This is a genomic window from Myxococcus hansupus (assembly GCF_000280925.3).
In the GTDB taxonomy this organism is placed as follows: domain Bacteria; phylum Myxococcota; class Myxococcia; order Myxococcales; family Myxococcaceae; genus Myxococcus; species Myxococcus hansupus.
Map to the genome: position 1 here is coordinate 760,658 of NZ_CP012109.1, position 26,727 is coordinate 787,384.

The window sequence follows — 26,727 nt, forward strand, 5'->3', positions numbered from 1 at the left end:
CTCCACGTCGTCCGGATTGAAGGGGGATTAGTCGCCGCGGCCGATTTCGACGCTCTCCAGGATGCCGAGCGCGTCGGGCACGAGGACGGCCGCGGAGAAGTAGCTGGTGACCAGGTAGTTGATGATGGCCTTCTCGTTGATGCCCATGAAGCGGACGTTGAGGCCGGGCTCGACCTCGTCCGGGATGGCGCCCGGGTGCAGGCCGACGACGCCCTGGTTCTTCTCACCGGCGCGCATCAGCATGATGGACGTGGTGCGCGAATCGCTGACGGGAATCTTGTTGCAGGGGAAGATGGGGACGCCGCGCCACGAGGGCACCATGTTGCCGTTGAAGTCCACGCTGGTGGGGTAGATGCCCTTGCGGCTGCACTCCTGGCCGAACGCGGCGATGGCGCGCGGGTGGGCCAGGAAGAAAGACGGCTCCTTCCACACGGTGGCCAGCAGCTCGTCCATGTCGTCCGGCGTCGGCGGGCCGTGGCGGGTGTGGATGCGCTGCTTGAGGTCGGCGTTGTGCAGCAGGCCGAAGTTCTTGTTGTTGACGAGCTCGTGCTCCTTGCGCTCCTTCAGCGCCTCGATGGTCAGCCGGAGCTGCTGCTCCGTCTGGTTCATGGGCTCGTTGAAGAGGTCGGCGACGCGGCTGTGAATCTGGAGCACCGTCTGGGCCACGCTCAGCTCGTACTCGCGGGGCGACGTCTCGTAGTCCACGTAGGTGCCCGGCAGCACCGGCTCGCCGGAGTGGCCGGCGGCCAGCTCGATTTCGGCCTGGCCGGTGGTGTCCTGCTTGCGCTTGGAGCGGGCCTTGAACTGGTCGATGTGCTTCTGCAGCGACGGCGCCTGGGCCACCACGGCCTCGAAGTCCGACTGCTGGAGAATCAGCACGGTGGACGCCGTGACGGCCTTGGCCGTGAACTGCCAGTAGTCCTGCGACTCCAGCAGGGCCTCGTAGCTGTAGTGGTCACCGTCCGCCAGCACGCCCAGCACGGTGGCGTCGCCGTACTTGCCGGCGCCAATCATGTTCACCTTGCCGTGGGCGATGAGGACGATGCAGTCGGCCTCCTTGCCCACCTCGGTGATGACCTCACCGGCCTTGTACGTCTTCTGCTCGAAGCGGTTGGCCAGGGCGGTGAGCACCTCCACGTCGTCGTAGCTGCGCAGCAGGGGCAGCTCGCACAGCTCCTGCGGAATCACCTGCACCTTGGCGCCGGTGGTGGTGAAGGTGACGCGGCCGTCGCCCACGGCGTAGCTCAGCCGGCGGTTGACGCGGTACACGCCGCCGGACACCTGCACCCAGGGCAGCAGCTTGAGCAGCCACCGCGACGAGATGCCCTGCATCTGCGGAACGGACTTGGTCGTCGTCGCGAGCTGCCTCGCCGCGGCCGTTCCGAGGCTCAACTGGGACTTCTCGGAATCGCCACCCGGCTTGATGATGTTCGACATGACTGGCCTTTCGATTTGACTGGAAATCAGGCGCCGGAGCGCGTGCTGGTGAAGAAGGAAGCGATACGTGCGGCGGAGGTCCCCAGGCCCGTGGGGCCCGGCGGGATGCGCAGCCCCAGCTTGTGGGACGCGCGCAGCTCGAACTCCTTGTAGCGGTCCACCGTCTGGTGCCAGATGAGCACGCCGCTCATCCACTGCTGCAGCTTCTGGACGTACTGGCGCAGCTTCTCCTGGGCCTTGCCGTCCAGCCCGAAGTTGCGCGCCAGCGGCTCCAGCTCGTTGGCGATGATGTATTCGAACTGGTTCATCCGCGCGGTCATCAAGTCGTTGACGACGTTGACGGCCTGCGCCGGCTCCAGGTCGAGGAAGCGCTGGACCACCAGCACGCCGTTGTTGAGCTCGCCCTCGAACTCAATCTCCTTCTGGTAGGAGAAGACGTCGTTGGTGAGGCAGGCGTAGTCCGCGGCGGAGTTCTCCAGGCTGCGGATGGGGCGCGTGTGGAAGATTTCGGCGGGCAGCGCGTCGCCATGGGCCAGGCGGGACAGGCTCATGGTGAGGTCCGAGCCGAACGTCTGGCGCCGCATCTCCACGTAGTCGATGGGGTCCGGGATGCGGTTCTGGATTTGATTGGCCAGCTCCCACAGCCAGCTCTCCGTCATGTCCAGGACGGCCTTGCGGAACAGGGCGCGGGAGGTGGTCGTCACGCCCTCGGTGGTGCGCGCCCACAGGTCCGCGAGGCCCTTCTCCACCGGGTTGGTGGGCGGCGGCGCCGGGGTGCCCGGGTCCTCTGGCATGAACAGCGCCAGCCGGGCGTTGAACACCTTGGCGCCCGCCATGTCCCGGGTGTTGCCGTAGAAGGCGGGGAAGTAGTCGTCCGCGTAGGTGCCCCAGACGAGCCAGCACGCGGACAGGTTGAGCTGCTCCACCGTGGCGTTGGGATGAATCAGCGCGCCACAGAGCGCCACGTCCGCCACGTCGAACTTGTGGTCATCCCAGATGTAGCCGCCCGGCACGCCGGGGAGCACCTCCAGCATGCCCATCCGGCGCGCCCACGCCTTGGACTCCCGCCGCGAGGTGTCCAGGTGGGGGCTCGGCTTGGTGGTGTACGGCATGTAGAACTTCGGCGGCTTCATCGGGCCCACGTGCTGGAACGGCACGTGGCTGAAGCTCTTGAGCCGCGTGAGGCCCAGGGCCGTGGGGGACTGCGGCAGGCGCGCCGCGGACGTGCCCAGGCCGTTGGGGCCCAGGAAGAAGCCGCCCGCGCCGCCGCCGCCCTTGTTCATGTAGCGGCTGGAGCGCATGTGCCACTCGTGGCCGCCGGACTGCCAGTCCTGGAGGCCGCGGGCGTAGGTGAGCACCTGGGCCTGCTCCACCGGATTGAGGCCGTGCTCCAGGAAGAGCATGGGCAGCTCGGTGAGAACGGTGTTCTCGAACTGCTGGAGCCGGGAGGTGAGGACCTCGTTGACGAGGTGGGCGGCGCGCTGGGGGGAGATGTCGAGGAACTTCTCCATCACCAGGACGCCGTTGGACAGCTCGCCTTCCTCCAGAATCTCCCGCTCGTAGGAGAACAAGTCATTGCGGAGGTGGACCGCGTCGGAGAACGTGTCCTTCAGCACCCGCATGGGGCGGCTGGCGGCGACGCGGTCGGGGACCTCGGCGAAGACGGCGTGCTCCACCAGGTTCGCGGACCAGGGGGCCCCGCCCACCTTGCGGCGCATCTCGATGTATTCGATGGGGTTGGAGACGCGGTGGGCGCTGATGTTGGACAGCTCCCAGCTCGACTCGTCCAGCAGGTGCTTCGTGCTCTCGAAGAAGCGCTTGCGCCACGCCAGCGAGCGGCTGGGCACGGTCCGGGTCCACAAATCCCAGAGGCCCGCCTCGACGGGGTTGGTGGGCACCGGCGGCGTGGACGGCATGTCCACGGGCATGAACAGGGGCAGCCGGTCCAGGTAGGCCTTCGCGCCCACCTGGTCCTGTGAGCGCTTGAAGAGCTCCAGGAAGTGGTCGTCGAAGTAGAAGACCCAGACGTACCAGTCCGTGATGAGGTCCAGCTCCGGGCCCGGTGCCTCCGGATGGGTGTAGGCACAGAGCAGGGCGTAGTCCATGGCATCGAACTTCGCCTCGCTCCAGATTTCCGGAGCGCTGCCGTCCTTCGGCTTGCCAATGATTCCAAACTGATAGGACCAGGCCTTCGAATGGACCCGGGCACCCTCGAGGTTCGGATTCAACCGCGCCGGCCAGGGCACGTAGAAGTCTGGCAATTCAAACGGTTGCTTGTTGCTCGCCTTGGCCATGGACGCCCCTCGTTGAACTCAGGGCGGCTTTATAGTTAGGCGTTGAACACTTATCCAAGCACTTCGTGCATAAAATCTTTTGCGATGAAGTCCTGATTTACCCCTTGGCGCACGGGACCGCGCTGCTCCCGTGTGCCATTCCCGTCTCGCGATAAGTCTCGTTTTTATTCACCAGTAGTGCTGGTGACGAACTCCACGCGGCGGTTCGCGCTGCGTCCCTCGGGTGTTTCATTGGACGCAATGGGTTGGTCGGGGCCGAAGCCCTTCGCGGTGAGACGGCGGCTCTCAATACCTTGCTGAATGAGATATTGGCGCACCGCGTCCGCGCGATCCTGGCTCAGTGTGCGATTGAGCTCGTCGGGGCCTGTATTGTCCGTGTGCCCTTCGATGCGAAGCGAGACGCTGGGGTTTGCCTTCAGGTAGTCCGCAACGGCATCCAGATTCCGACGCTCTGAGTCGGACAGCGTCGACTGACCCACTGGGAATTGGACGTGGTGTTCCGTGGGCAGGCGCGAGGGTGCCGCCGGCGGGGGCGCCTGGGGCACGGGCTTGGGCTCCGGCTTGGGTTCGGGGCAGCCACGGTGGGCGGCGACGCCCGCCACATTCGGGCACGCGTCCTCGCGGTCGACGACGCCGTCGCCATCCGAGTCGGTGTCCGGGCAGCCCTTGTTCTCTGCGACGCCGGCTTCGTTCGGGCACGCGTCCTCGCGGTCGACGACGCCGTCGCCGTCCGAGTCGGTGTCCGGGCAGCCGTCATTCTCCGGCGGGCCGGCCTCCAGCGGGCAGCGGTCCTGGCCGTTGGGCACCGTGTCGCCGTCGTCGTCGTTCGCGGGGCACTGCTCGGGCGTGTGGCTCCGTCCGCTCCGGCACACGTCCTCCTTGGCGGCCGTCTCCGGGGCCCAGGCGATGCCCGCCGCCGCGCGGATGGACGGCGTGCCGGGGATGTCGGTGAAGCCGTGGCCGACGATGCCAAAGGCCTCGAAGCCGCCGCCGAAGGGCATCCGCACGCCGCCGAGCAACTCCAGCGCGATGTCCGGCTCCACCAGGGATTCGGCCGCTTGCAGCGCGACCTCGGCGCGCAGGCCCTTGCCGCGCGTGGAGACGACGATGCCCTGCTCCAGCTCGGTGCCGAAGTCTCGGCCGGGCTCGTTCTCCGTGGAGCGGATGCGCACGCCGGCGCTGGCGCCCAGCACGATGGGACCCAGCTCCCGGCTCACCGCCACGCGGGGCGCGACCTGGAGGCCCGCCCAGCCCTGCTGCCGGCCAAAGGCGCTCGCCGTACCGCCGGGCGTGCCCACGTCCAGGCCCAGGCTGAGGAACACCGGGGCGCCCTCCTCTCGCCGCAGCAGTGCGTAGCGGGCGCCGAGCTCCGGCGTGCCCAGTCCAAAGGACCTGGGCTCGGAGATGCCGACCAGCGAGTCAGCGCCGCTGCCACCCTGGTGGATGATGACTGGCAGGCGCGCGGACAGCTCCAGGCGGTCGGTGGGAGACCACGCGCCCGCGAGCCAGCCCGCGACGCGATAGTCGATGATGGAGCGCTCCGGTCCGTCGCTGCCCTTGAGCAGGAGGATGCCGCGCTCGTAGTTGGCCATGAGCATCAACCGGTAGGCGCCCTCGGGGAGCACGTTGCCGGTGTCCACGAGCATCGAGTCCGTGGCGGCGGGGTTGAAGCGCAGCCGCTCCAGGTCGATGGGGATGAGGGGGCCCGTGGTGCTTTGGGCCAAGGCATTGGGGGCGACTGACGCCAGGAGCGCGGCCAGCGCCCAGCTCCGAACCTGAGTACGCAAGGTGAGGTCCATTCTCGAAAGTGGGAGTCGTACGGGTCAGCGCGAGACGTGACGTGAGCGGCGGCGCAGTCCGCTCCACGAGGCCAGGGTCACCAGGAGGGCCAACGCGGACGCGGTGCCGCTCCCCGTGCTCTGACAGCCACCTCCGGCGATGGAGATGACCGTCGCCTGGACGGTGACCTGGAAGGTGCACCGGGCTTCGTTGCCCGACGCATCCGTGGCGGTGACGGTGACGGTGTTGCTGCCGTGCCGGAAGGTGCTGCCGGAGGGAGGCGACGCCGTGACGGTGGGCGTCGAGACGTTGTCCGTGGCCTGCGGCAACGTGAAGGTCACCGTCGCGCCCGACGCGTCGTCGGAGGTCTGCCGGATGTCCGAGGGGCACGTCAGCGCGGGCGGGGTGGTGTCGCGCACCTCGACCTGGAAGGTGCAGGTGACGCGGGCGCCGGAGCTGTCCTCCGCCGTGGCGGTGACGGTGGTGGTGCCCAGCGGCAGCGTGGCGCCTTCCGCCGGTGAATAGGTGATGGTGGGCGTGCCGCCCTGCGAGGAGGCGGTCGCGGTGGCGGGCGGCCACTGGCCGGGCGCGCCGTCAGGGCCGGTGGCCTCGAGGACCTGGTCCTCGGGACACGTGATGGCCAGGGGCTGCTCCGTCTCCACGATGACGTCCGCGGTGGCCTCGGTGCTGTCCAGGCCGCAGTCGCTGGCGCGGTAGGTGAAGCTGTCCGCGCCCACGTAGCCCGCGTTGGGGGTGTACGTGAGGTTCGGGGGCGTCCCGCTCAGCGTTCCATGCTGGGGCGGCGTGACGATGGTCCACGTCAACGGCTGGTTCTCCGCGTCCGTGGCCGTGAGTGTGACGTCCTGGGGCAGGCCGGCAATCGTGACGATGCGCACGGCGTCGACCGTGGGGGCGGTGTTGGCGAGCACCGTCACCATCCTTCCGCCGGGAATCGCGTTGGCGAAGACGGACAGGGCATGGGGGCCCGGACGTGTCTCCGCGGGCAACCGCACCGTCGCGCTCGTGGCGGACATGCCCGTGGCGGGGAGCGTCCAGAGCCGCCCGCCCTCGGCGGCGCGCAGGCGCACCAGCGGGAAGTCCGTGGGCGAGTCCAGGTAGCTGCCGTTGGACGCGCCCGAGATGCCTCGGAAGCCCCGGCCCGTGATGACGAGGGGACAGGTCTGGTAGGCCTCATCCGGCGTCTCGACGACCGGGCGCCAGGAAGCGAGCGGGAGGCCCTCCTCGTAGCGCTCGGCCGTCGTCGCGGCGGTGCCTCCCGCGAGCAGGACCTCTCCGGAGGGCAGGGCGACGGCGGCGACCCCTCCACGCGCATTGGGGGCGCTGACCGGCGTCCACACCCGAGAGGGGGCGCCGTAGGCCTCGGCCGAGGCCACGTAGGTGGCCGGCGCGCTCAGGCCGCCCGCGACGAGCAGCGTGCCGGAGGGCATCAGCGTGGCGGTGTGTCGCCAGCGGGCTTCCGTCAGCGGACTGTCCGGCGTCCAGGCGTTCGAGGTGGCGGAGTACCGCTCCGTGGATGCGAGCGCCACACCTCCCGCGGCGCCGCCCGCGGCGAGCAGCTCGCCGGTCGGCATCAGCGTCAGCGTGAAGTGCTCGCGGCCCTGGGCGAGGCTCCCCACGGGGGTCCAGGTGTTGCTGACGGGGTCGTACACCTCCGCCGATGCCAAGGCCGCGCCGCTCGTATTGCGTCCACCCGCGACGAGCACCCGGCCATCCGGCAGCAGGGCGGCGGCATGTGCGGCGCGCTCCACGGCCGGGGGGGACGCGGAGGACCACGTCTGGCTGGCCGGGTCATACAGCTCCGCGGAGGCGAGCGCGCTCACGCCATCATGGCCTCCGACGGCGAGCACCCGTCCATCCGTCAGGCGCGTCGCGGTGTGTGAGTGTCTCGCGCGAGCGAGTGACCCCGCGGCGTTCCAGGCGTTCGTGGTCAGCGCATACCGCTCGGTCGTGGCCAGCGCGCCACCCGCGGTCGTGCCGCCGACAACGAGCACCTCGCCCGAGGCCAGCGTCGTCGCCGTCGCATCCGCTCGCACGGTGGAGAGGCCCCCCGTCGCGGACCAGGTGTTCGCTGCCCGGTCATACTGCATCGAGGTCGCCAGGGCGGTGCCCGCGCCGTCACGTCCGCCCACCACGAGGACCCGTCCGTTGGGCAACAGCGCCATCAGCGGGTCCACTCGAACCATTCCCAGGACGCCCGCTGGGAACCAGCTCTGGACGCCAGGGTCGTAGACGTCCGTGTCCGCGTAGAACGTGAGCGACGGATCGGAGTGGAAACCTCCCGTGGTGAGCACCTTGCCGGAGGGAAGCAGCGTCGTCGCGCCGTTCTCGCGGCCTGTCGCCATCGCGTCCGCGACAGTCCATGTTCCGGTGGCGGGGTCGTACAGCTCGGAGGCGGTCTGGGTGTTCCGTGCGAAGTCGGAGCCGCCTGTGACGAGCACCCGTCCGTTGGGCAGCAGCACCGCGGTGTGGCCACTGCGCGGGAAGTTCAGGCTGCCCGTGGCCGTCCACGTGTTTGCCAATGGGTCAAAGATCTCCGCCTGCGTGATGACGTCGCCTGTGATGCGCCCACCCGCGAACAGCACGCGGCCATCCGGGAGCAGGGTGCCGGTGGCGTAGTGCCTGGGGACCAGGGGCGGCGCGGCGGGGGTCCACGTTCCCGACGCGGGGTCGTAGAGGTCGGCGCCCGCGACCTCGCCGACCGCGGGGTCGAAGCCGCTCACCGCGAGCACCCGCCCGTCTCTCAGCCGCGTGGCGGTGTGGGCTCGCCGGGCCAGGGACATGCTGCCGGTGGGCAGAAAGGTGTTGCTCACGGGGTCGTAGAGCTCGGCGGTCGCGAGACTGCTTCCACCCGCGACCAGGAGTTGGCCGGAGTCGAGCCGCGTGATCGTGGACAAGGAACGCGTCGCGGCCATGGGGCTCGTGGCGGACCAGGTGTCCGTGGCGGGGTCGTAGATGCGCCCCGACGTGGAGCCGTCCATCATCACGAGCACCCGGCCATCGGCGAGGTGCGCGGAGGAGGAGATGTTGCCTGTGATTCCAGGCGCGGCGGCCGCGCTCCAGGTCGCCGTGTCGGGGTCGTAGAGCTCGGCCGTGGTCACGAAGCCCGTCCTGTTGACGCCACCCGCGACCAGCAGCTTTCCGGTGCCCAGCAGGATGCCGGTGTGCTGGCCTCGGGCGGTCGCCATGGCTGCAGTGGAGGACCAGCCCGGGTCGACGACGAGCGGCGCGGTGAGCCCGGCGAGTGCAACCTCCGTCGTGATGCGCACCTGTCCGCCTTCCACGTCGAACGTCCGCGTGCTCGGATTCACGCGTCCTCCAGAGAGCCTCGTGCTCCCCTCACGGGACTGGCCGTTCGCGTCGCGCACCACCGCGGGGTGGAAGCGGAGGACGGGGCGCGCGTTCTCGTCGAGGAACTGGAGGGAGTCGCCCGTGTCCAGGATGCGCCGGACGGACGACGGCAGCGTGACGGTGTACTCCGCGCGGTGCGTCTGCTCGGCGCCTTGGGACATCGCCTGTGCGTCCAGGATCCACGCCTCCTCGACGCGCGAGGTGTGCCAGCCCTGGGCCGTGGACGTCGTGGGGCCCACGGGCCACCACAGGTGTCGGTCGCCCTGGAAGGCGGCGGCGTCTTCGCGGCGGAGCGCTCCCGCTGAGTCGCTCGTGGACTGGACGTGGAAGGTCAGCCCGCGCGTGGACAGCGTCAGGGCGCCGTCGCTCGCGAGCTGGGCCTGGAGCTGCAGGGACGACGGCACGGTGGCGCCCGGCTGGGTTTCGAGGCCCGGGAAGTAGGCCTGTGTCAGCGCCAGCGCGGTGGTGGCGGACGGGGCCTGCTTCCATTGCGCCAGGGCATGGCTACGTGCGGCGGCCCCAGCGTCGTCGCCTGGGGGCGGCGCGCCCTCCTTCCCGCATGACAGGAGGATGACGCTCCCCACGAGGAGCAGACACCTGCTCCAGACCGCGCGATGTGACTGCATCCAAGGGCTCCGGTTCCAAGGAGCGGCGGGCCGGCGGAGCCAGACCCGTCCGCTGTGAGACAGACGGGGTTGGATTATCCGGCTCCCGCTCTCATGGGCAACGCAGACCGTGTCTCCATGACGCAACGCACGGGGTTTCATGCTTGCGTTGCTGAAAGCTTCCGCTCTGCCTGTTGCTTATGTCTCGCGTGACCCACCTTCTTGACGGGTTGGGTGGAAATCACTACATACCAACCAGTTTGTATGAGCCGAGTGTCCACCAAGCGAAGGCGTGATGCTCCCGAGACGCGGCGCCAGCTCGTCGAAGCCGCGGTCCGTCTGATGATGCGTCAGGGGTACTCCGCGACGACGGTGGACCAGGTCTGCGCCGAGGCCTCGCTGACCAAGGGCAGCTTCTTCCACCACTTCGAATCGAAGGAGGCGATGGGCCTCGCGGCGATGGGTGCCTTCGCGGAGATGGGAATGGCGCTCTACGCCGAGGCGTGGGGCGGCCAGGGTGGGGACCCGCTGGTAAAGCTGCACCGCCTGCTGGACGTCATGACCGACCTGGCCCGGCAACACGGCGAGATGCTCACGTGCATGGTGGGCATGCTGTCCCAGGAGCTGGCGTTGTCGAACGCGACCGTGCGCGAGGCGGGCGATGGGCACATGCGGGCCTGGGTCGATGTGGCGGCGGGGCTGCTCGCGGACGCGAAGCGCGTGCATTCGCCGCGCGCGAGCTTCGACCCGGAGGCCGTCGCCTGGATGCTCTACAGCACGTGGCAGGGCTCCATGCTGGTGGGCAAGACGCGCCAGCGGCCGGAGATGGTCATCGAGAACCTGCGCCAGATGCGGCTGTTCATCGACGGGCTCTTCGCGCCACGCGCCTTGAAAGTGAAATCAACGAAGTCGGCTCGGGCGTGACGCCGGGCGTTTCAAAAACCGAGGAGCTTCAACATGCATGCGATGCAGAAAATCACCCCGTTCCTGTGGTTCGACGGCAACGCGGAAGAGGCCGTGAAGTTCTACGTCTCCGTCTTCAAGAAGGGCTCGAAGATCATCAGCCTGCATCGCGCGGGGGACACGGACTCGGCGCCGCTCATGTCCGCGACCTTCCAGTTGCATGGTCAGCAGTTCATGGCCCTCAACGGGGGGCCCCACTACAAGTTCACGGAGGCCATCTCCCTGTTCGTGGACTGTGAGACGCAGGCGGAGGTGGATGAGCTGTGGTCCAAGCTCCTGGAGGGCGGTGGCCAGACGCAGCAGTGTGGCTGGCTCAAGGACCGGTTCGGCCTGTCCTGGCAAATCGTTCCGTCCGTGCTGGGCAAGCTGCTGGGAGACAAGGACCCGGAGAAGTCCCGCCGGGTGATGGAAGCCATGCTGGGCATGGTCAAGCTGGACATCGCGGGGCTTCAGCGCGCGTACGACGGGACGGGGACGTAGCCAGGAGTGGAGCACGTCCGCAATCGATGGCGAACGCGCGGCCGCGTTAGACTGGCGCCATGGCGAAGTCCAAGAAGCCGCAGGCGCCCGTGCTGCTGGGCGAAGTCGACCTCCCCGAAGGCGTGCTCCTCATTCTCGACCCCGGGCTCGGTCGCTTCTGGCGACATGACGCGGAGCCCGCGTCGCCCCGGAAGAAGGACCCTCCGGAGTTCGACTTGCGCCTGACGGGCCCGGATGCCGCGGCGGCGGGGAGCGCCTATGAGCGGGAGTTCGACACCCGGTACCTGTTTGACCGGCGCGACCCCCAGGACGCGGCGGAGCACTTCGCCCGTTTCGCCCAGGAACACGGCTTCGATGCGCGCGCCGAGGTCCTGCCCGCGCGCATTCCGCACACGGAGCGTGCCCGGCTCGCCATCGAACACGGCAGTGGCCTGGGCGTGGTGAAGTACAACGGCCTCTGGGCCGTGGCGGTGGGTGGCCTGCCCCGTGGGACGGGCCTGCGCGTCGTGGGCATGCCGATGCCCTCGGGTGAGTTCGAGGGGCGCTGGGAGTCCATCGACCTCGTCGTGGACGACACGGTGGAGCCCGTCGGCACGGAGTCGGTGGACGGGGTGATGGTGGAGCACGGCCAGTTGCTGTTCGCGGGGCTCGGGCCGCTGGGGCACTTCCGGATGTGGGAGCCGCTGGACGGGCTGGCGGACTACGTCTTCTCCGGTGAGGACGCGCCCGCGCTCGCCAACGCGGTGGGTGCCAGGGACCTGGGCAATGGGCTGTTTGGTTGGAAGGATGTGCCCATGGCGCAGGTGGGCGAGAAGGCCACGCCGTTGCAGGAGCGCATCGAACGCGAGTCGCTGTCCGTGGGCGTCGACTACCGGCCGCACTGCAACCTCGAACGGCTGAATGCGCGGCTGCGCGAGAGCGAGGAGGACACCGCCTCCCTGGTCCTGGATGGCGCGCGCGTCGTCGGGTGTGGGAACCGCTGGGGAGACGGCGTCTTCACCGTCAGCCGGGACGTGGACGCGCAGGGGAGGACGCTCCGCGTCCGGGTGGAGCTGGGCACCGAGGAGCGTCAGCGGATGATGCGCCGCGTGCGGCTGCTCCAGCAGGGGGCCATCGTGAGCCGCACCATCCTGGATGACGGTGAGCCCATCCGCTTCGCCGAGCGAATGGCGCCGTCGAGGCCCGAGGACAGCGGCTGGGCCTTCTCCTCCGGTGTCGAGGACGAAGCCTACATGGACGAGCCGTCGAACTTCGCGGTGGTGTCCCTGCGCTACCTCGTTGACCGGTTCAAGGCGTTGGAGCCCATCCTGGAGGCACCAGAAGGGGCGCTGTTCCGGCTCGACGGCGCGCGCTTCGTCGCTGACTCGGATTAGGGCTGCTCGGGCCCGGTGGCCGGGCGTGGCGCGCGCAGGCGCATGGGCCGTGGCACCCGGGCGCGCAGGTTGAACACCATGCCCCATTCGCGTGCGAGCTTTCCGGCGCGGGCGAGCAGCTCCCGCCGTGGGGTCTTCCTCGGATGGGTGAGCCCCACCAGGATGCGATTGTCCGAGGCCTCCACGTCGAAGGCGTAGAGCTGGGGGAAGCTCGCCTGCCAGAGTGGGTCCATGAGGGAGCCCGGCCGTCCCGACTTCCTCAGCACGTTGCCCACCACCGCGCCGTCTGGCGTCAGCCGCGCCAGCGTGGCCTGGAAGAACGCCGGTGAGGCCAGGGCCGGCGGGATGCACCGCGCGCCGAAGGCATCCAGGATGATGAGGTCATACGCGGGCCCCGGCGTTTCGATGAAGCGCCGTCCATCCATGAGGTGGGCGTGCAGGGTCGCGTCCTCGTGGAATCCGAAGAAGCGCCGGGCCACGTCGAGGACTTGCGGCTGGATTTCCACCGCGTCGATGTGGGCCTGGGGCCGCACCGCGTGGAGGAAGGTCGGGATGGCGCCGCCGCCCAGACCCACGACGAGGATGCGCGAGGGCTCCGGCACGAAGGCCAGCGTGGCGGCGATGGCGCGCGTGTAGTCCAGCTCCAGCCGCAGCGGGAAGCCGGGCCACACCGCGCTCTGGAAGGCGCCAATCCACCCGAACTGGAGGTAGCGGCGGCCCTCGTCATCCTCGCTGACGATGATGGGACCGCCCGCGGACCGCGCGACGTGCAGCACCGCGCGGGGGTACTCGAAGGCTCGGGAGACGCGCGCCAGCGCCGTCACCGTCCGGTGCGTCTTCCTCATGGAAGCGAGCGCTCGGGGTCTCCGCTCGCGCGGGAGGGCGAGGGCCCTTCTCCAAAGCCCTGGGCCCCACGCGTGTCCTCCCTGCCGCATCCACCTCACGCCGCGAGCATACGGGCTACTCGGCGCAGGGGAAGGATGTGTCGAGCGTCTTGCTGCCCTTGAGTCCGCCGCCCGTCAACGTGACCGTCACCTTGACCTTCGAGGCGCACTGGTAGGGAACGATGAAGGGCACCTGCGTGACACCGTTCTCGGAGAGGGCGGCCAGGTCGCGCGTCTGCGTCACCTTCCACGCGGGCCGGTTTCCCGCGGCCTCCGAGGACTCCTTCGGAGCGCTCACCAGGAGCTTCAGCTTCAGCGGCGCGTTGCCTTCATACGTGCCCTGGAGCTTCACGACGATGAACGCGTCCACGTTCATCCCATAAGGGTCGGACGCGGCATCCGTCGCCACGATGGCGCCCTGTTGCCGGTCGTAGACCTGGGCTTCGATGGCGCTGATGGTGACGGCGGGGGCCGCGGCCTTGGGGGCGGCGGAGACGCTCTGGGTGGCGGGTGCCAGCAAGAGCGCGAAGCCCAGGGCCAGCGGGCGCAGGTCAATCCGGGATGTCATGGGCGCGCACTGTATTCCGGCTGCTCCGCCTCCCGACAAGGCGGGAGGCGTCATCACCCTCCGGGCGTGGACGGCCCCACGGGATGGGCTCGGTGCGTTGAGTGTGTCGTGGCGTCAGCGCCGGGCCGCGCCGCGACGCCGTCCGAGCAGTCCGAGGAGCACGAAGGCGAGCGAGCCGGTGGCGCTGGCTCCCGTGGCGCCGCAGCCGCTCGACTCCTCGGGCGGCTGTTGCCCCGTGCCCGAATCCGGCGTGTCGGTACCCGCGTCCGTGCCAGTACCCGCGTCCGAGCCGGTGCCTGCGTCCGTGCCAGTACCCGCGTCCGTGTCCGTGCTGGTCCCCGCGTCCGTGGGGGTGCCCGTGCCCGCGTCGGGCGTCTCCGTCCCGGGGCCCTCGGCGTCACCGTACGCGCCGATGTGCGTCGGGCTCGCCGCGGCGCGGGGCTCGGCCTGGGTGTGCTTCGCGTACTGCCAGGACACGGGAGACGCCGTCGCCTCCGAGGGGAGCGACACGCCCTGGCCTCTCAAGGGGGAGTCCGGGCTCAGGTGGAAGTCCTGCCCGGCGAGGTTGACGAAGCCCGGAGTGTTGCCCGTGATCGTCCCCCCGGTATCCGTGACGGAGCCGGTGAGCGTGCCGAAGGTGCTCACATAGCCGGGCTTGAACCAGTTGCCACCATGGCGGAGCGTCCCGGCCGCGTCGGTGAGTGACAGGGTGTTGCCATTGGCCGCGGCCACCATCACCACGTTGTTCGTCACGTGCGCCGTCTGGTTCTGATGGGACAGGCGCAGCAGCGTCGTGCGGTCGGTGCGGCTGGACACCACGGTGTTGTGGAAGAAGTAGAGCGTGCCCCGGTAGTTGCCAGTGGTGCCGGAGTCGCCGCCGAAATGGACGATTTGCCGGTTGCCCGCGCCCTCGGGCTCCAGCAGCACGTTGCCGTAGACGAACGTGCGCTCATACGACGGGTCGTTGCGCAGGGTGGTGCTGGAGGAGTCCACCAGGTCAATCTGCCGGTTTCCGCCCTCAATCCAGTTGTAGCGGATGACACTGCCCGCCGAGCGGTCCTTCAGGTTGTTTCCCAGGCAGCCGTCGCACAGCGGCCCGAAGCGGTTGAACTGGTACGTGAGGCCCAAAGCCTCGGTGTACGTGTTGTGTTCCAGGATGCTGCCGGGATTGCCATTGCCCAGGATGTGATTGCGCTCGACGGTGATGTTCGATGCCTGGTTGGCGATGAACAGGCCATTGCCGCTGTCCTCCAGGACGCAGCCCCGGATGGTGATGTGCTCACCCTTCTCGATGAAGATGGCGGCAGCGTTGTCCAGATAGGAGGACGCGCCGTTGCGGCCGGTGAAGGCGCCGCGCGCCCGTCGCAGGTGAAGGTTCTCCACCACCAGGTGCGCGGGCATCGTGTCCGCGGGCCGGTTGGAGCCACCAATCTTCAGGATGCCGCGCTCCTCGCCCCAATAGTTGAGCTGTGAGCGCGTGGTGGCGTTCTCTCCAACGATGACAGGCAGGTTGCCCTGCGCGTCTTTCACGCCTCGCACGGTGATGGGCGCCGTGGCGGTGCCGCGCCTGCCCAGGACCCACTTTTCCGCGTAGGGGGTGGACCGCGCATGGACGAGGACGGTGTCCCCGGGTTCGAGTGACTCCCAAGGTACCTCGCCCAGGCGGGTGTATTGCTGGCCGGGGCCCACGCTGTATTCAGCGGCCTGGACGGCCAGCGGCTGGAGCAAGGCGAAGAGCGCGATACGCGAGAGGTGCATGTCTCGCAGTCTGACGCCTCCTCCCGGCGCAGGTCCACGACGACTCACGTTCTCCGTGGTGCTCGCTGAAGTGGCTCGGGAGTTTTATAGGCGCAGCGTTCGTGGAGGCTCACGCCGCCGCGCTGAGTGCGTGCAGACTTTCCCGCGAGGCGTTCATGCAGTCCGCGAGGAACCGCAGGTAGCAGTCCAGTCCGCGTGCGCCGTAGGCCGCCAGTCGAGGGCCCGCCTCGGGGTGGGCGCGGAGCACCTCGGTCAGCATCCGCTCGTTGAGCGCGGTGTGGCCCACGTCCACCTCGGCGTGCTCGGTGAGGAAGGTCAGTCGGTCCAGCGTCTCCTGTCCGAGCACCTGCTTCACGTTGTCGAGGATGCGTGGCACCAGCGCCACGGCGAGGTGGCCGACCTCGTACTCGATGGCGGCCTGGCCCATGGGGAGGTCGCTGGTGATGACCTCGTCATGGACCTGCCGGTACTGGCGCATGGCCTCCGTGGGCGCCTGGGCCACCAGCGCATCCGCGTCCAGTTGCGGCACATGGCGCGCGTTCCACCGGCGCGCGAGCCCACGCGCGTCTTCGATGGTCATCAAGTGGTGGCCCGCCTCGTGCCGCGCATGGGTGACGAGCGCCTGCCCCAGCCTCTCCTGTCCCAGCGCGATGCTGCGCTCACCCGCGCCGCGAATCCAGCCGTCCACGGGCTCCGTCATGTAGGCGCCTCGCGCGGACCACTCGATGAGGAAGCGCTCCAGGAGGAGCGGAGCGATGTCGGGCGACAGCAGGGTGCGCATGACGGCCTCAGTCTCCAGGCGTGCGCGGGTCTGCTTCACATGGGGCAGGTACAGCGAGTCCATCAGGGTCATGACGGTTCCTTTTCGTGACTTGGGGGCAGGCGGCTTCCCGTCTGCTCGTGGAGGTGTTGGAGAAAGTCGGCGGCGCGGTGCGCGGGGATGAGCCACAGATAGGGCCGTGCTTCCGAGCCGTCGTCCGGGAGGCCCGCGGCGGTGTCATCGCCGTCTGTTTCGACGAGGAACACGAAGCTCTCGCGGCCTCTCGACGCGTACCAGCGGCGCGCCTCATTCAGCAGCGCGGGGAAGGCGTCGCGTCCGGTGTCGCCCCACGCGAACAGCCGCGTCGTGTCGAGGAGCTGGAACGGGTTCGCCCCGCGCGGCCCGAGCTCCATCACGGCCATGGCGAGCGGCGTGTCGCCTCGCCGCGCCAACACGAGGTGCCGCTCGCGCGCCAGGCCCGCCGCGCGCCAGGGGCGGGCGGCCTCGTCGAAGCCCAAGGAATTGGGGCCCAGGTCCAGGGCTTCGACGTAGCAGCCGGGCCGGGTCCGGGTGAGGTGTTCCCCGAAGGCGGCGCGCTCCCGGGGCGTTGGAGGGTGCAATGTCCATCCGGACGGGCAGGCGTGTGGCGCGGCTCCGCTGGGGATGTCTCGCATCCTCAAGGGCAGCAGCAGCCCCTGACCTTCCCGGACCACGCGTCTCCCAAAGCCCATGTGGGTTCGCTGGACGAAGGGCACCGTGGATTCGACATAGGACGCGAGCCACCGGAAGGACGGGTCGCGTTGGGCATGCGCCACGCTGTGGACGTAGAGGTCCTTCAGCATCTGTCCTGGGACGGATTCGAAGCGTGCGCCGCCCTGGCGCCGGGCCAGTTGATGCACCAGCCAGGTGGCGCGGTAAGGCTTCATGATGGAGAGCGTGGCTTCCAGGCCGCGCTCCGAGTGCCATCCGGTTTGCTTCAGAATCTCCGGAAGGTGAGGCGTCCGGCGGCTCAGTTCGAGGAAGCTGTCCTGGCGCGACGCGAACTCCTCGACGGACCTCCCCGCGAGGTGGAAGTAACCGGAGTCGACGAGCAGTCTCCAGAGCTGCTCGGGCGCGTCCGCATCGCAGGCCGGCGTGCGTCCGGCCGTCTCAGGCCGTGAGCATGGCTCGAACGTGGAATGGACGCGGGCCGTCCATGCGGGAAGCGCACTCAAGGAAGACTCTTTCAGTGTCAGACGCGAGCCGCACGGGATGCGACAGGGGCGAAATGCCGCGGCTGTCGTTCATACGTAGCGCGGCCCGGAGACTGGTCGCCCTGGGATGAAACACTCGCGCACGTGTCGAGGGGGGCCACCTTGAGGCACTGCATGGTTTGGGGCGGCGCGACGGCTTTATTCGGACGGGCGTTCCAGTGTCTCGGGCATGGCCTTCGCGAAGAGTACGAGTGCGACCGTCGCGACCGCCGCCAAGAACAGGAAGCCTGCGGGGTAGCCCAGGCGATGCACGACCGTGCCGGCGATGACCTGGCTGAGGGAGGCGCCAATTCCCACGGCCATGGTGATGGCGCCAAGCGTGACGTTGAACCGGCCCGTACCGCGGGTCAGGTCCGCGATGACGAGCACCGAGACCACTCCGAAGATGCCCGCGCCCACGCCATCCAGCACCTGGATGGCCACCCGCAGGGCGGGGTCATGCGTCAGCGTGTAGAGCACCCCTCGGATGGGCAGCACCGCGAACGCGAGCAGCAGGAGCGGCTTGCGTCCCCACGTCCCGGCGCGGCGTCCGGTCCACGCGGCCAGCAGGGTGATGACGAACTGGGTCGTCACCACGCAGGCGGACATGAACAGCATGGAGTCGCGGCCCCGTCCCTTCGCGAGCATCTCGCCTAGCAGGGGCAGCATGGCGGCGTTGGCGAAGTGGAACATCACCGCGCAGGCCAGGAAGGTCCGGAGCCGTGCGTCCTGGAGCAACTGCCGGAAGCTGGCGGTGTGCGCGGGTCCACCGTCCGGCTTCGCGCCGCGGGCCCGCTCGAAGTCGATCTCCGCTGGATGGATGAATCGCAGGCTGAGGAGGGTGGGCACGGTGAGGGCCATGACGAAGTAGAAGACGGACTGGTTCGTGACGAAATGGCCCAGCAACCCCGCCACCACCGCGGCCGTCACGTTGCCGGCGGAGTTGAAGGTTTGATTCCGGCCCTGACGGCGGTCGAACAGGGTGGGGCCCACAAGCCCTAGGGAAATGGCGCAGGTGGCGGGGATGAAGATGCTGGAGACGCCTCCCACGAGGACCTGGGCCAGAAGCTCCGGCCAGAATGTCGGGAAGCTCGCGATGAGCCAGGCGCCCACTCCCAGGAGCGTCACGCCCACGGCGACCAGGGCGCGCTTGGAATGGACGCGGTCGGCGAGCTGGCCTGCCGGTAGCTGCGTCCCGATGCCCGCGATGCCGCCCACCGTCAGCGCGAGCCCGACGTGCTGTTCATTCCATTGATGGGTCGCCAGATAGATTGCGAAGAAAGGGCCAATGCCGGTTTGCACGTCGGCGAGGAAGAAGTTGAGCCAGTCCAGCGCACGAAGCGACGTGCGGGAGGGGCTCGGAGTGGCCTCTGCGGGCTGGATGGAGGCCGATGGCATGGGCGCCTTGGCGAGAGCGTACCCGCGAAGGCAAGCACCTCTGCCCCTCCCCCCAGGGCCAACGTGAGCCAGACCACACACGTGCTCAGGCGTGAGGTCCCACCCAGCCGGTGCGGTACCTCATGATTCAGCGGGCCTTGCGGTGCTCTTCGGCCAGTTGTGCGTTGAACCCACGCTCGGCGGCATCCGCGTAGGCCTTGCAGCTCATCATCTTGGCCCCGGCCGCGTCCTTGGCCGCATATTCCCAACCACTGGAGCCCGGATGCGGTGTCAGCAGGACATCGCAAGGCAGGGCGCGCACGGTGGCGAAGCTGCGCCGGTAGTCGCCGACGATGTTCGGATAACGCGGATTGGCCAGCAGTTGATAACCGGGGGCGCCGAGGCTGTCGACGTAGGCAATGCGTACCGGCTTGCCATCGCGGGTATCATTCCACGTCCAGGCGATGCTGCCCGGCGTATGCCCCGGCATGAAGTGCGCGGTGAAGTCGACGCCGCCCTGCGAGACGACCTCGCCGTCCATGACCACGCGATCCGCCACGGCTGGCGGGTAGGTGATGTCATCGCCGAAGTGCAGGTCATCGCTGCCTCCGCGCGCCAGCAGAACGGCTGACTCGGCGCTGGCCACGATTCGCGCGCCGGTGCGGCGCTTCAGTGCGGCGAAGGGGCCCGCGTGGTCGGCGTGTGCGTGACTGCTGAGCAGCAGGCGCAGGTCCTGCGGCTTGAAGCCGCGCCGCCGCAGGTTGGCCAGCAGATGGTCGGCCATTTGCGGCATGCCACCATCGAGCATCACGACGCCGTCCTGGGTGACCACCAGCAGGGCGGTCAGCTTCTCGGTGCCAATCTGCCAGGTGTGGTCCGCGATGCGCAGCGGCTGCATGGGCCGCAACCAGGACGCATCAACGGTGTAGGCCTGCAACTGAGGGAGCGTCGGCGGCTCCGCGACAGCGGTGGTCGAGTTCAGCAGGCAGGCGGAGAGGGCGCAGGTGAATGTCTGGAAACGCATGTCGAAGGAGGAGGTGGAGAGGAGACAAGACGCTAGCATGGTCCCGAATGGGCGTTCCGCGGTTCCTCCGCGGCACGCTCAATCATCTGGAGGGCCCTTCGGCCCGGCGCGGATTGCCATGAATCATCGATAACTTGAGCCATCTTGTTTTTTTCAAGGCGCGCAAGCCGAGCCCGGTGTCGATGTCGTCACGGCGCGGTGCGAGGTCACGCTGTCAGGCCCATGTACGTGGAAGCCGCGATGTAATCGTTCTCAGGACTGGTATGGTGTTGCGGCATTCACAGGCCAGGGAGGTATCACGTCGTGGAGTTTTTCAGCCGTGCTGCCTGCCCTTGTGCCGCGCTGGTCCTGGTCGCTACGTCTGGAGGTTCTCATGTTGCGATTTCTCGTTGTGACGAGTCTGTGTGTGTTGGGGCTCACCGCGTGCGGTAGCGACAAGGCCGACGCCGTCGAGGAGCTCGGGAGCGCGCAGCAGGGGCTGGCCTGTGAGTGGGGCACGGGCGCGTGCCCGGGTAACACGGTCTGCGCCTACTTCCCCGACACGTGGGAGGAAGGGCTGTGTCGGCCGCCCTGCATCAATGGCGGATGTGAGTCTTCGGCGAACGTGTGCTGCACGCAGCGCAATGGCGCGCCGTACTGCAACAGCAGTTGCTTCTAGCCAGATTCTGGATTGATGTGTTTCGCGCGTTTCGCGAGGACGGGCTTGCGATTGGCTGAAGGCTCCTCGCAGGCTGTCGCGATGACAACTCCTGGGCGGATGCTTCCTCGTGGTTCGCGGTCCCATTCCTGGCGAGCGCTGGCGCTGATGTTCCTCGTGGTGTCCTTGGCGGGGTGTGCTCCGGAGGAGACCCAGGAGGGTGAGCTGGAGCTGGCGGCGCGGGAGGATGCGCTGCCGCCTGGAGGCTGGCGCGTCCTGATGCCGGGCGGAGGCGCGCCCATTCGCAACATCACGCGGCGCTCGGATGGCGTCTTGATTGGCGGTGCGAGCGCGGGCACGCGCATCGACGTCTGGACGAGCCGCAACAACGGCGCGACCTGGAGCCCGCACGGCTCGGTGGCCAACAACCCGGCGGTGCAGTTCGGGGACGTGATGATGCGCGCCATCCCCGGGACGCGGACCCTCTTCTGTGCCTTCCGTGAGTTCGCCAACGGCCAATACCGCGTCACCGTCACGCGCAGCGACAACGACGGCGACCACTGGGTCTATGACAGCACCGTCGTTGGGCCGACCTCGCGCTTCGTGGGCGCGCCGCACCTCTTCCAGCGGGCGAATGGCGACCTGCAAATCTATTACGACTCCGAGCTGCTCGCCGCGCAGCGGGGCTACCCGGGCCACCAGTGGATTGCCATGCAGGGCCGCAATGGCATTCATGGCCCGTGGACCGCGTATGGCGTGGTGGCCGTGGCCTGGGACAAGCGGGCCGGCGCGCTGAACCGCGAGGGCATGCCCACCGTGGTTCAGCTCGGTGGCGACCGGCTCATGGCGGTGGTGGAGGGCGTGGAACCCTTCGCCACGGGCGGCGCTCGCGCCAATGTCATCAATGCCGTTCAGTCCTGGGATGGCGGCCGGACGTGGGATGAGTCGATGCGCCGCACCGTCTACCGCTCGCGCATCGACCCGGGTTCGGGGCGTCGCTACAACGCCTACGTGCCCTATGGCATCCGGGTGGGCAATGGCCCGGTGGGCGTCGCCTTCTGCACCGACGAGGACAAGCCGGGGGCGCCCGACCTCTCCAGCACGCCGCCGCATCTGCGGCACTGCCACGTCGGGTACGTCAGCACGACGGTCAACTTCGAGACCTGGTCCGGTGCGAGCCCGGTGTGGACGGCGTCCTCGCGCAACTACACCCCCGGGCTCTACGAGCGGGCGCCCAACGATGTCATCGCCGTGATTGACGCCCTGGGCGACAACCGCGTGCTTCATCGATAGCGGAGCGGCGTGGGGGCTGATACGGTTCCCACCGGGGCGGCCCTGGGTGTGCTTCCTTCTCCACTCGATAGGTAGTGCATCCGCTCTCCGCCCCGTTTTTTCTCCTCGCTTGGAGTCACCATGGGCTCCCCTTCGCTCGACCTCACGGGCGACACCGCCGCGCTGCTGCTCCGGAGTACGGGGCTGGTCTTCCTTCCCACGGGACTCCCGCTGAGCGACGATGCGCAGGCGCGGGAGCAGGCCGTGGACGCGCTGGAGGCGGACCTCGCGGGCGTGGGGTATGTCCTCGCGAGCGACCTGCGGAAGGCGCTGCTCGCGCTGCCCACCGAGGCCCTGACGGCCTCGGGCCGCTTCCTCTTCGACACCGTGGCGGCGACGGTGGGGAGCAACCGGCCCTTCGTTCCCTTGTTCCGGAAGTTCCCCGAGAGCGTGCCTCACGACACCCAGCAGTTGTTCGTGCAGCGGGTGCTGGGCTGGTTGTTTCAAGCTCCGGAGCAGCCCTGTCTCCACTGCGGTTCGGAAGGCACGGTGCACGCGGTGTCGCCGTGCGCCCATCTGGTCTGCGACCGGTGCTACGACGGGCGTGACTACAGCGCGTGTCCCATCTGCAACCGCCGTCTGTCGCCCTCGGAGCCGTTCCTCAAGCCCACGGAGGGCAACATCCGCGGGGGCGTGTATGTCCAGCGCTCCGGCAGGCTGACGCGGTTGTCCCTGGGCACCGACCCGGAGCCCGTGGCGAGCGACATGGTGCGGCGCCTGGTGTCCCGGTCCTCCGTGCTGCGCCCTGCGGAGGTGACGGCGCTGAAGATGCTCGTCGCCTCCTTCGGGACGCGCGTGCTGGGCTGGCTCCCACCCCGCATCCCGGTGAAGGAGACCCTGGCGCACGTCATGGGGCTCCTGCTTCGGGATGCCCGCGCCGCGGGTGACGTGCTGGCGCACGCCGCCACGCATGTGAAGACGGCCACGGACGTGCTCCGGGTGCTCGTCGCGTGGGCGGACGGAAACCCCGACCTGTCCGTCAAGGTTCCGTTGAAGAGCCCTCCGCGTCCGGTGCGGCGCGCCGTCTTGCGGATGCTGGAAGGCTTCTCCCTGCTGAACCTCACCGAGGACCTCCAGCGCCACCCGGGCCTGTGGAAGGCCCAGGCGAAGCTCCTGCACGTCTTCGAGGAGTGGCAGCGTCACCCGAAGGTCGCGCTCGCGTTCGCCGTGCTGCGCGAGACGGTGTTGGCGCCGGAGACGCCGTTCGGCGCGGCGGTGCTGGGGCTGGCACAGGAGCATCCGGCGGCCTTCGAGCGGCACGAGGTCGACGGGGGCGTCCGTCTGTATTTCCGTTCCTGGGCCTCGCAGGTGGAGGCGGCGCTGGAGGCGGGCGACATCCGGGGCGCGCTGCGACTCCTCCGGCAGCGGCCCGGCGAGTTGCTGCGCCGGTTGGACCATGTGAGCCGGCTGGCGATCGCTCAATCGGGCTTCGCGCCGCTCGAACCGGAGTTGCTCGCGTCGCTCGAGGGCGTGTTGCCCCGGGCCGCGCCCGCGATGCTGTTCGCCGTGGCGGCGCACCTGCGTCAGCGCCACAAGCCGTTCGCCCGGCGGGTGTTCTTCCCCAAGGGCGAGGCCACCCACGCCTGGGGCATGGAGGACCGGCGTCCCTTGCTGCCGGGGGACGCCATTGGCCAGCTCGTGGCGCCCCTGGAGCGGGAGCTGCTGCGTCGGGCGGAGCGCCTGCCGTCCTTTCCCGTGGCGGTGCTCGACGAGGCCCTGGTCGACCTGCTGATGCCCATGTCGGAGAAGACGGCCTCGCGGGCGCTGGTGGCGGTGCCGCGCGGGAGTCTGCTGCCGCTGCCGGAAGGGCAGTTCCTGCGCTTCTTCGTCCATTGGACGGAGCCGAAGGACACCCGGGTGGACCTGGACTTGTCGGTGGCGCTCTACGACAAGAATTGGTGGCTGGTGGACCTGTGCGACTTCACGAACCTGCGCCTGGCGGACGACGCCGCGGTGCATTCAGGAGACGTCACGTCAGCACCGCCGCCGCAGGGGGGCGCCGAGTTCCTGGATGTCCATGCGGCACGCCTGTTGGCGCGGGGCGTGCGCTACGCCGTTCCGGTGGTGTTCTCCTTCAACAGCGTCTCGTTCGACCGCATGGAGGACGCTTTCGCGGGCTTCATGGTCCGGGACGAGGAGGGCGGGGCCCACTTCGATGCGCGCACGGTGGAGCAGCGCTTCGACCTGCAGGGGAGCGCGCAGATTTCGGTGCCGCTCGTCATTGACCTCGCGGAGAAGCAGCTCCGCTGGGTGGATGTGAAGGTCCCTCCCGAGGATGGCTTCCAAAGCGTGCGCCGCTCACGGGGCGAGCTCGCGCACCTGGGCAAGGACACCCTGGCTTATTTCGGCACCGGTGCCCGGCCCACGCTCTGGCAGTTGGCCTCGCTCCATGCCGCCGCGCGCAGCCGCACGGTGCAGGTGCGGCGCCGGGATGGCTCGGTGTCCGTGCTGAAGCGGGCCGAGGGCGAGGACACGGCCGCCTTCCTGCGCCGGCTGCGGGGCCTCGAGGCGGATGCCACCGCTGCGCACGTCGCGCCCGGCACGGCGCCCGTGTTCTTCGCGGGGATGACGGACGTCCCTGGGCTCCCCACGGGCAGCGAGGGCTACGCGCTGCGGTTCCTGAACACCTCCGCGGAGGCGGTCACCCGGCTGGGCGCGGGCGACCTGGTGTCGGCGCTGAAGGGTTGAGCGGCTGCTTCGGCGATACGTCCCGAGGTCAGGCCACCGGCTCTTGGCAAACCGCTTCGATGTTGTGCCCGTCTGGACCGATGACGAACGCCGCATAGTAGTTCGCGTGGTACCTCGGGCGCAGCCCGGGCGCTCCGTTGTCCTTGCCGCCCGCTTCCAGCGCCGCGCGATGGAATGCATCGACCTGTTCGCGATTCTCGGCCATGAACGCCAGGTGCAGATGCGCTGGCTTCTCCTGGGTCGGAATGAGAATCAAGGAAGGGACACCCTTCCCGGCAAGTTCGATACCCTCGGCCGCCTCCATGTGGATGGTGACGCCGAGCGGTTCGAGCGCCTTGAGGAAGAAAGCCCTGCTGGCCGCAAAGTCGCTGACGCCGAATTTGACGTGGTCGAACATGGTTTCTCCTGATGTGAAGGGGGGCGCGTGAAGCGCACCTGCTGAAGCAGTCGCCTGGAAGGTTGCCAGGAGGACGCCGTTCTCAACATCCACGATGCGTGAACGGGCGACATCGCCCACCGGAGATGCCCAATGGCCGACTGTGTCCTCTACACCTTCGATTGGGTTCCCGAGCTGCCTCGGGGCTTCGTGCGGGACCTGCGTGTGCGTTGGGCGCTGGAAGAGGCGGGGCTGCCCTACCGGGTGCAGGGCGTCCCGTTCAAGAACCGCGGCGACCCGCACTTAGCGCACCAGCCGTTCGGTCAGGTGCCCTGGCTGACCGACGGGGACATCTCGATGTTCGAAAGCGGTGCAATCCTGTTGCACCTGGGGGAGCGGAGCCAGACGCTGATGCCCTCCGACCCTCGTGGCCGGGCGGAGACCCAGCAGTGGCTGTTCGCGGCGCTGAACTCCGTCGAAATGCCGAGCTTGCCGTGGGCGCTGTTCAAGTTCGCCGGTGATGAGACCGACACGCCGGGACGTCGCCACCTGGAGAAGTTCCTCGCGTTGCGGCTGGGGCACATGGAGACGGTGCTGGCCTCGCGTGAATGGCTGGCCGGCCCCTTCACCATCGCGGACATCGCCATGGCCGACGTGCTTCGCCTCGTCGACCGTTTCGACGGGCTGGCGGCGTATCCGTCCTGTCGTGCCTACGTCGCCCGCGCCACGGGGCGGCCAGCGTTTCAGAAAGCGCACGCGGACCAGATGGCGCATTTCGCCGCGGCGGACTGAGCCGCTTCTCACCTGCGCCGTCAAATCCGGACGGGCTCAGGCGTCAGGGGGCCTGCGTGGCGTGCACGATTTGCTTCTCGCCCGGGCTCACCGTGAACATGGCGTCATCCTGGCCGAAGCGGCGCTGCTTCATGTTCGAGAAGTCGCCCTGGTGGCGGGGGAAGCTGAGGTCCAGCACCACGTCGCCTCCCTTCACGAAGACGAGCAGGCACTCCGTGTCGTAGACCTCCCGGGCGCCGGACCAGTCCATGCCCAGCCTGTCCTTGATCAGCTCTTCACCGATGTAGGGCGTGAAGACGTGGAACGTGTCCCATTCGAAGTCCGTCAGCTCCGCCAGGTGGAAGGTGCCGCCCGCCGCCGACACGGCGCTCACGCGCTGCACCAGCTTCGCCGTGAGGGCCTCACGCGCCTTGCTCTTGCCGCAGCCGAACAGCCCCACGCTCCAGGTGAGCAGCACCGCCGCCGCAATCGCTACCGTGCCTCCGGGTATCCCTTGTCTGTGCATGGGCGTCAGTCTACCTGTTCGTCTGGCTAGAAACCCCGAATCAGGGGACGGCCCACGGACATCGCGGGCCAGGGGATGGCGAAGGCGATGAGCAGCGCGGCGATGAGCAGCCCGATGGCCCAGGTGCGATGCCGCTGCTGGGCCGGGCCGTCCCGCCTGGACATCGCGGAGGCCGCGTGGGCGGCCGTGAGGGCCAGGAGCATCATCAACGGGTGGTCCAGTCCGAAGAAGCGCAGTTGGCTGATGCCCATGTTCATCCGGAATGCCTCGAAGCTGCGAGGCGTGAGCGGGCTGAGCGCGAAGTAGAGCGTCATCCCGAGCAGCATCTGCAGGTCGAAGGCGGAGACGAAGGCGACCTGGACGCGGCGGTCCACGGCCGTCCATTCCCGGCCGCGCATCCAGCCCCACAGCGACTTCCCGAGCGCGAACGCGCCCAGCACCACCACGCCCCAGCGCAGCCAGGAGTGGAGGAGGAGGACCACGGAGTACAGCAT

The 26,727-nt window shown here is 68.8% G+C and carries 21 protein-coding genes; 7 read left to right on the plus strand and 14 right to left on the minus strand.

The features are described 5' to 3' along the window. Window positions 1-27: 27 nt before the first annotated feature. The 4 genes from A176_RS03160 to A176_RS03175 form a co-directional block, all read right to left on the minus strand. The gene (locus A176_RS03160) at window positions 28-1,437 is read right to left on the minus strand and encodes a family 2B encapsulin nanocompartment shell protein (RefSeq protein WP_002636818.1); all 1,410 of its coding nucleotides are present in this window, start codon (window positions 1,435-1,437) and stop codon (window positions 28-30) included. Window positions 1,438-1,463: 26 nt separating this feature from the next. Continuing rightward, on the minus strand, window positions 1,464-3,731 hold the full coding sequence (locus tag A176_RS03165; protein ID WP_002636817.1) for a family 2 encapsulin nanocompartment cargo protein terpene cyclase: 2,268 nt from the start codon (window positions 3,729-3,731) through the stop codon (window positions 1,464-1,466). Window positions 3,732-3,895: 164 nt separating this feature from the next. Further along, the gene (locus A176_RS39590) at window positions 3,896-5,518 is read right to left on the minus strand and encodes an OmpA family protein (protein WP_226994170.1); all 1,623 of its coding nucleotides are present in this window, start codon (window positions 5,516-5,518) and stop codon (window positions 3,896-3,898) included. A gap of 36 nt (window positions 5,519-5,554) precedes the next feature. After that, window positions 5,555-9,505 carry an HYR domain-containing protein gene (locus A176_RS03175; protein ID WP_226994171.1) on the minus strand — a complete coding sequence of 1,317 codons (3,951 nt, stop codon included), beginning with the start codon at window positions 9,503-9,505 and terminating at the stop codon, window positions 5,555-5,557. 252 nt (window positions 9,506-9,757) lie between these two features. Here A176_RS03175 and A176_RS37580 point away from each other — a divergent pair, with 252 nt between their 5' ends. From A176_RS37580 to A176_RS37775, 3 genes are read left to right on the plus strand one after another with little or no spacing between them, the layout of a single operon-like run. Continuing rightward, window positions 9,758-10,408: a TetR/AcrR family transcriptional regulator gene (locus A176_RS37580; protein ID WP_002636814.1), complete on the plus strand. Its 651-nt coding sequence runs from the start codon at window positions 9,758-9,760 to the stop codon at window positions 10,406-10,408. 42 nt (window positions 10,409-10,450) lie between these two features. Continuing rightward, a complete protein-coding gene (locus A176_RS03185) occupies window positions 10,451-10,927 on the plus strand; it encodes a VOC family protein (protein WP_044889823.1) in 477 nt (158 codons plus the stop codon). A gap of 59 nt (window positions 10,928-10,986) precedes the next feature. Continuing rightward, window positions 10,987-12,300 (plus strand): DUF2185 domain-containing protein, encoded by a 1,314-nt coding sequence (locus A176_RS37775; RefSeq protein WP_002636812.1) that lies wholly within the window; start codon window positions 10,987-10,989, stop codon window positions 12,298-12,300. On the opposite strand, the gene A176_RS03195 is transcribed toward A176_RS37775, so the two are convergent. The 7 genes from A176_RS03195 to bla all read right to left on the minus strand — a co-directional run bounded on the left by A176_RS03195 (window position 12,297) and on the right by bla (window position 19,903). Then, complete coding sequence (locus A176_RS03195; protein ID WP_002636811.1) at window positions 12,297-13,145, minus strand: spermidine synthase; 849 nt, start codon at window positions 13,143-13,145, stop codon at window positions 12,297-12,299. The two genes, A176_RS37775 and A176_RS03195, sit on opposite strands and share 4 nt — an antisense overlap. A gap of 115 nt (window positions 13,146-13,260) precedes the next feature. Beyond that, on the minus strand, window positions 13,261-13,752 hold the full coding sequence (locus tag A176_RS03200; protein ID WP_002636810.1) for a hypothetical protein: 492 nt from the start codon (window positions 13,750-13,752) through the stop codon (window positions 13,261-13,263). Window positions 13,753-13,866: 114 nt separating this feature from the next. Next, window positions 13,867-15,510 (minus strand): right-handed parallel beta-helix repeat-containing protein, encoded by a 1,644-nt coding sequence (locus tag A176_RS03205; protein WP_002636809.1) that lies wholly within the window; start codon window positions 15,508-15,510, stop codon window positions 13,867-13,869. Between the two features lie 109 nt (window positions 15,511-15,619). After that, the gene (locus A176_RS03210; RefSeq protein ID WP_002636808.1) at window positions 15,620-16,363 is read right to left on the minus strand and encodes a hypothetical protein; all 744 of its coding nucleotides are present in this window, start codon (window positions 16,361-16,363) and stop codon (window positions 15,620-15,622) included. Next, window positions 16,360-17,484 (minus strand): hypothetical protein, encoded by a 1,125-nt coding sequence (locus A176_RS03215; RefSeq protein ID WP_002636807.1) that lies wholly within the window; start codon window positions 17,482-17,484, stop codon window positions 16,360-16,362. The genes A176_RS03210 and A176_RS03215 overlap by 4 nt, the downstream gene beginning before the upstream one ends. 177 nt (window positions 17,485-17,661) lie before the next feature. After that, a complete protein-coding gene (locus tag A176_RS03220) occupies window positions 17,662-18,900 on the minus strand; it encodes an MFS transporter (RefSeq protein ID WP_002636806.1) in 1,239 nt (412 codons plus the stop codon). A gap of 127 nt (window positions 18,901-19,027) precedes the next feature. Continuing rightward, window positions 19,028-19,903 (minus strand): subclass B3 metallo-beta-lactamase, encoded by an 876-nt coding sequence (bla, locus tag A176_RS03225; protein WP_044889820.1) that lies wholly within the window; start codon window positions 19,901-19,903, stop codon window positions 19,028-19,030. Window positions 19,904-20,276: 373 nt separating this feature from the next. Between bla and A176_RS03230 the strand changes: the two genes are divergently transcribed. The 3 genes from A176_RS03230 (at window position 20,277) to A176_RS03240 (ending at window position 24,560) form a co-directional block, all read left to right on the plus strand. Further along, window positions 20,277-20,561: a hypothetical protein gene (locus A176_RS03230; protein ID WP_044889737.1), complete on the plus strand. Its 285-nt coding sequence runs from the start codon at window positions 20,277-20,279 to the stop codon at window positions 20,559-20,561. Between the two features lie 99 nt (window positions 20,562-20,660). Beyond that, a complete protein-coding gene (locus A176_RS03235; protein WP_021781140.1) occupies window positions 20,661-21,833 on the plus strand; it encodes a sialidase family protein in 1,173 nt (390 codons plus the stop codon). A 120-nt stretch (window positions 21,834-21,953) separates the two neighbouring features. Beyond that, entirely contained in the window at window positions 21,954-24,560 is a 2,607-nt protein-coding gene (locus tag A176_RS03240; RefSeq protein WP_002636802.1) for an MXAN_6230/SCO0854 family RING domain-containing protein, read from the plus strand. Between the two features lie 28 nt (window positions 24,561-24,588). Here the strand turns inward: A176_RS03240 and A176_RS03245 are convergent, their stop codons facing one another. Next, window positions 24,589-24,957, minus strand: coding sequence for a VOC family protein (locus tag A176_RS03245; RefSeq protein ID WP_002636801.1), 369 nt, complete (start codon window positions 24,955-24,957; stop codon window positions 24,589-24,591). A gap of 132 nt (window positions 24,958-25,089) precedes the next feature. Here A176_RS03245 and A176_RS03250 point away from each other — a divergent pair, with 132 nt between their 5' ends. After that, complete coding sequence (locus A176_RS03250) at window positions 25,090-25,728, plus strand: glutathione S-transferase family protein (RefSeq protein ID WP_002636800.1); 639 nt, start codon at window positions 25,090-25,092, stop codon at window positions 25,726-25,728. A 43-nt stretch (window positions 25,729-25,771) separates the two neighbouring features. Here the strand turns inward: A176_RS03250 and A176_RS03255 are convergent, their stop codons facing one another. Together A176_RS03255 and A176_RS03260 are read right to left on the minus strand one after the other, a co-directional pair. Continuing rightward, window positions 25,772-26,233, minus strand: coding sequence for a hypothetical protein (locus A176_RS03255; RefSeq protein WP_226994172.1), 462 nt, complete (start codon window positions 26,231-26,233; stop codon window positions 25,772-25,774). Between the two features lie 26 nt (window positions 26,234-26,259). Further along, on the minus strand, window positions 26,260-26,727 hold the full coding sequence (locus A176_RS03260; RefSeq protein WP_002636798.1) for a hypothetical protein: 468 nt from the start codon (window positions 26,725-26,727) through the stop codon (window positions 26,260-26,262).

Bases quoted from the DNA above. Each gene is read 5' to 3' on its own strand.
- A176_RS03160 (WP_002636818.1), bottom strand. From the start codon at position 1,437: ATGTCGAACATCATCAAGCCGGGTGGCGATTCCGAGAAGTCCCAGTTG.
- A176_RS03165 (WP_002636817.1), bottom strand. From the start codon at position 3,731: ATGGCCAAGGCGAGCAACAAGCAACCGTTTGAATTGCCAGACTTCTAC.
- A176_RS03175 (WP_226994171.1), bottom strand. From the start codon at position 9,505: ATGCAGTCACATCGCGCGGTCTGGAGCAGGTGTCTGCTCCTCGTGGGG.
- A176_RS03185 (WP_044889823.1), top strand. From the start codon at position 10,451: ATGCAGAAAATCACCCCGTTCCTGTGGTTCGACGGCAACGCGGAAGAG.
- A176_RS37775 (WP_002636812.1), top strand. From the start codon at position 10,987: ATGGCGAAGTCCAAGAAGCCGCAGGCGCCCGTGCTGCTGGGCGAAGTC.
- A176_RS03195 (WP_002636811.1), bottom strand. From the start codon at position 13,145: ATGAGGAAGACGCACCGGACGGTGACGGCGCTGGCGCGCGTCTCCCGA.
- A176_RS03200 (WP_002636810.1), bottom strand. From the start codon at position 13,752: ATGACATCCCGGATTGACCTGCGCCCGCTGGCCCTGGGCTTCGCGCTC.
- A176_RS03205 (WP_002636809.1), bottom strand. From the start codon at position 15,510: ATGCACCTCTCGCGTATCGCGCTCTTCGCCTTGCTCCAGCCGCTGGCC.
- A176_RS03210 (WP_002636808.1), bottom strand. From the start codon at position 16,363: ATGACCCTGATGGACTCGCTGTACCTGCCCCATGTGAAGCAGACCCGC.
- A176_RS03220 (WP_002636806.1), bottom strand. From the start codon at position 18,900: ATGCCATCGGCCTCCATCCAGCCCGCAGAGGCCACTCCGAGCCCCTCC.
- bla (WP_044889820.1), bottom strand. From the start codon at position 19,903: ATGCGTTTCCAGACATTCACCTGCGCCCTCTCCGCCTGCCTGCTGAAC.
- A176_RS03230 (WP_044889737.1), top strand. From the start codon at position 20,277: ATGTTGCGATTTCTCGTTGTGACGAGTCTGTGTGTGTTGGGGCTCACC.
- A176_RS03235 (WP_021781140.1), top strand. From the start codon at position 20,661: ATGCTTCCTCGTGGTTCGCGGTCCCATTCCTGGCGAGCGCTGGCGCTG.
- A176_RS03240 (WP_002636802.1), top strand. From the start codon at position 21,954: ATGGGCTCCCCTTCGCTCGACCTCACGGGCGACACCGCCGCGCTGCTG.
- A176_RS03245 (WP_002636801.1), bottom strand. From the start codon at position 24,957: ATGTTCGACCACGTCAAATTCGGCGTCAGCGACTTTGCGGCCAGCAGG.
- A176_RS03250 (WP_002636800.1), top strand. From the start codon at position 25,090: ATGGCCGACTGTGTCCTCTACACCTTCGATTGGGTTCCCGAGCTGCCT.
- A176_RS03255 (WP_226994172.1), bottom strand. From the start codon at position 26,233: ATGCACAGACAAGGGATACCCGGAGGCACGGTAGCGATTGCGGCGGCG.
- A176_RS03260 (WP_002636798.1), bottom strand. From the start codon at position 26,727: ATGCTGTACTCCGTGGTCCTCCTCCTCCACTCCTGGCTGCGCTGGGGC.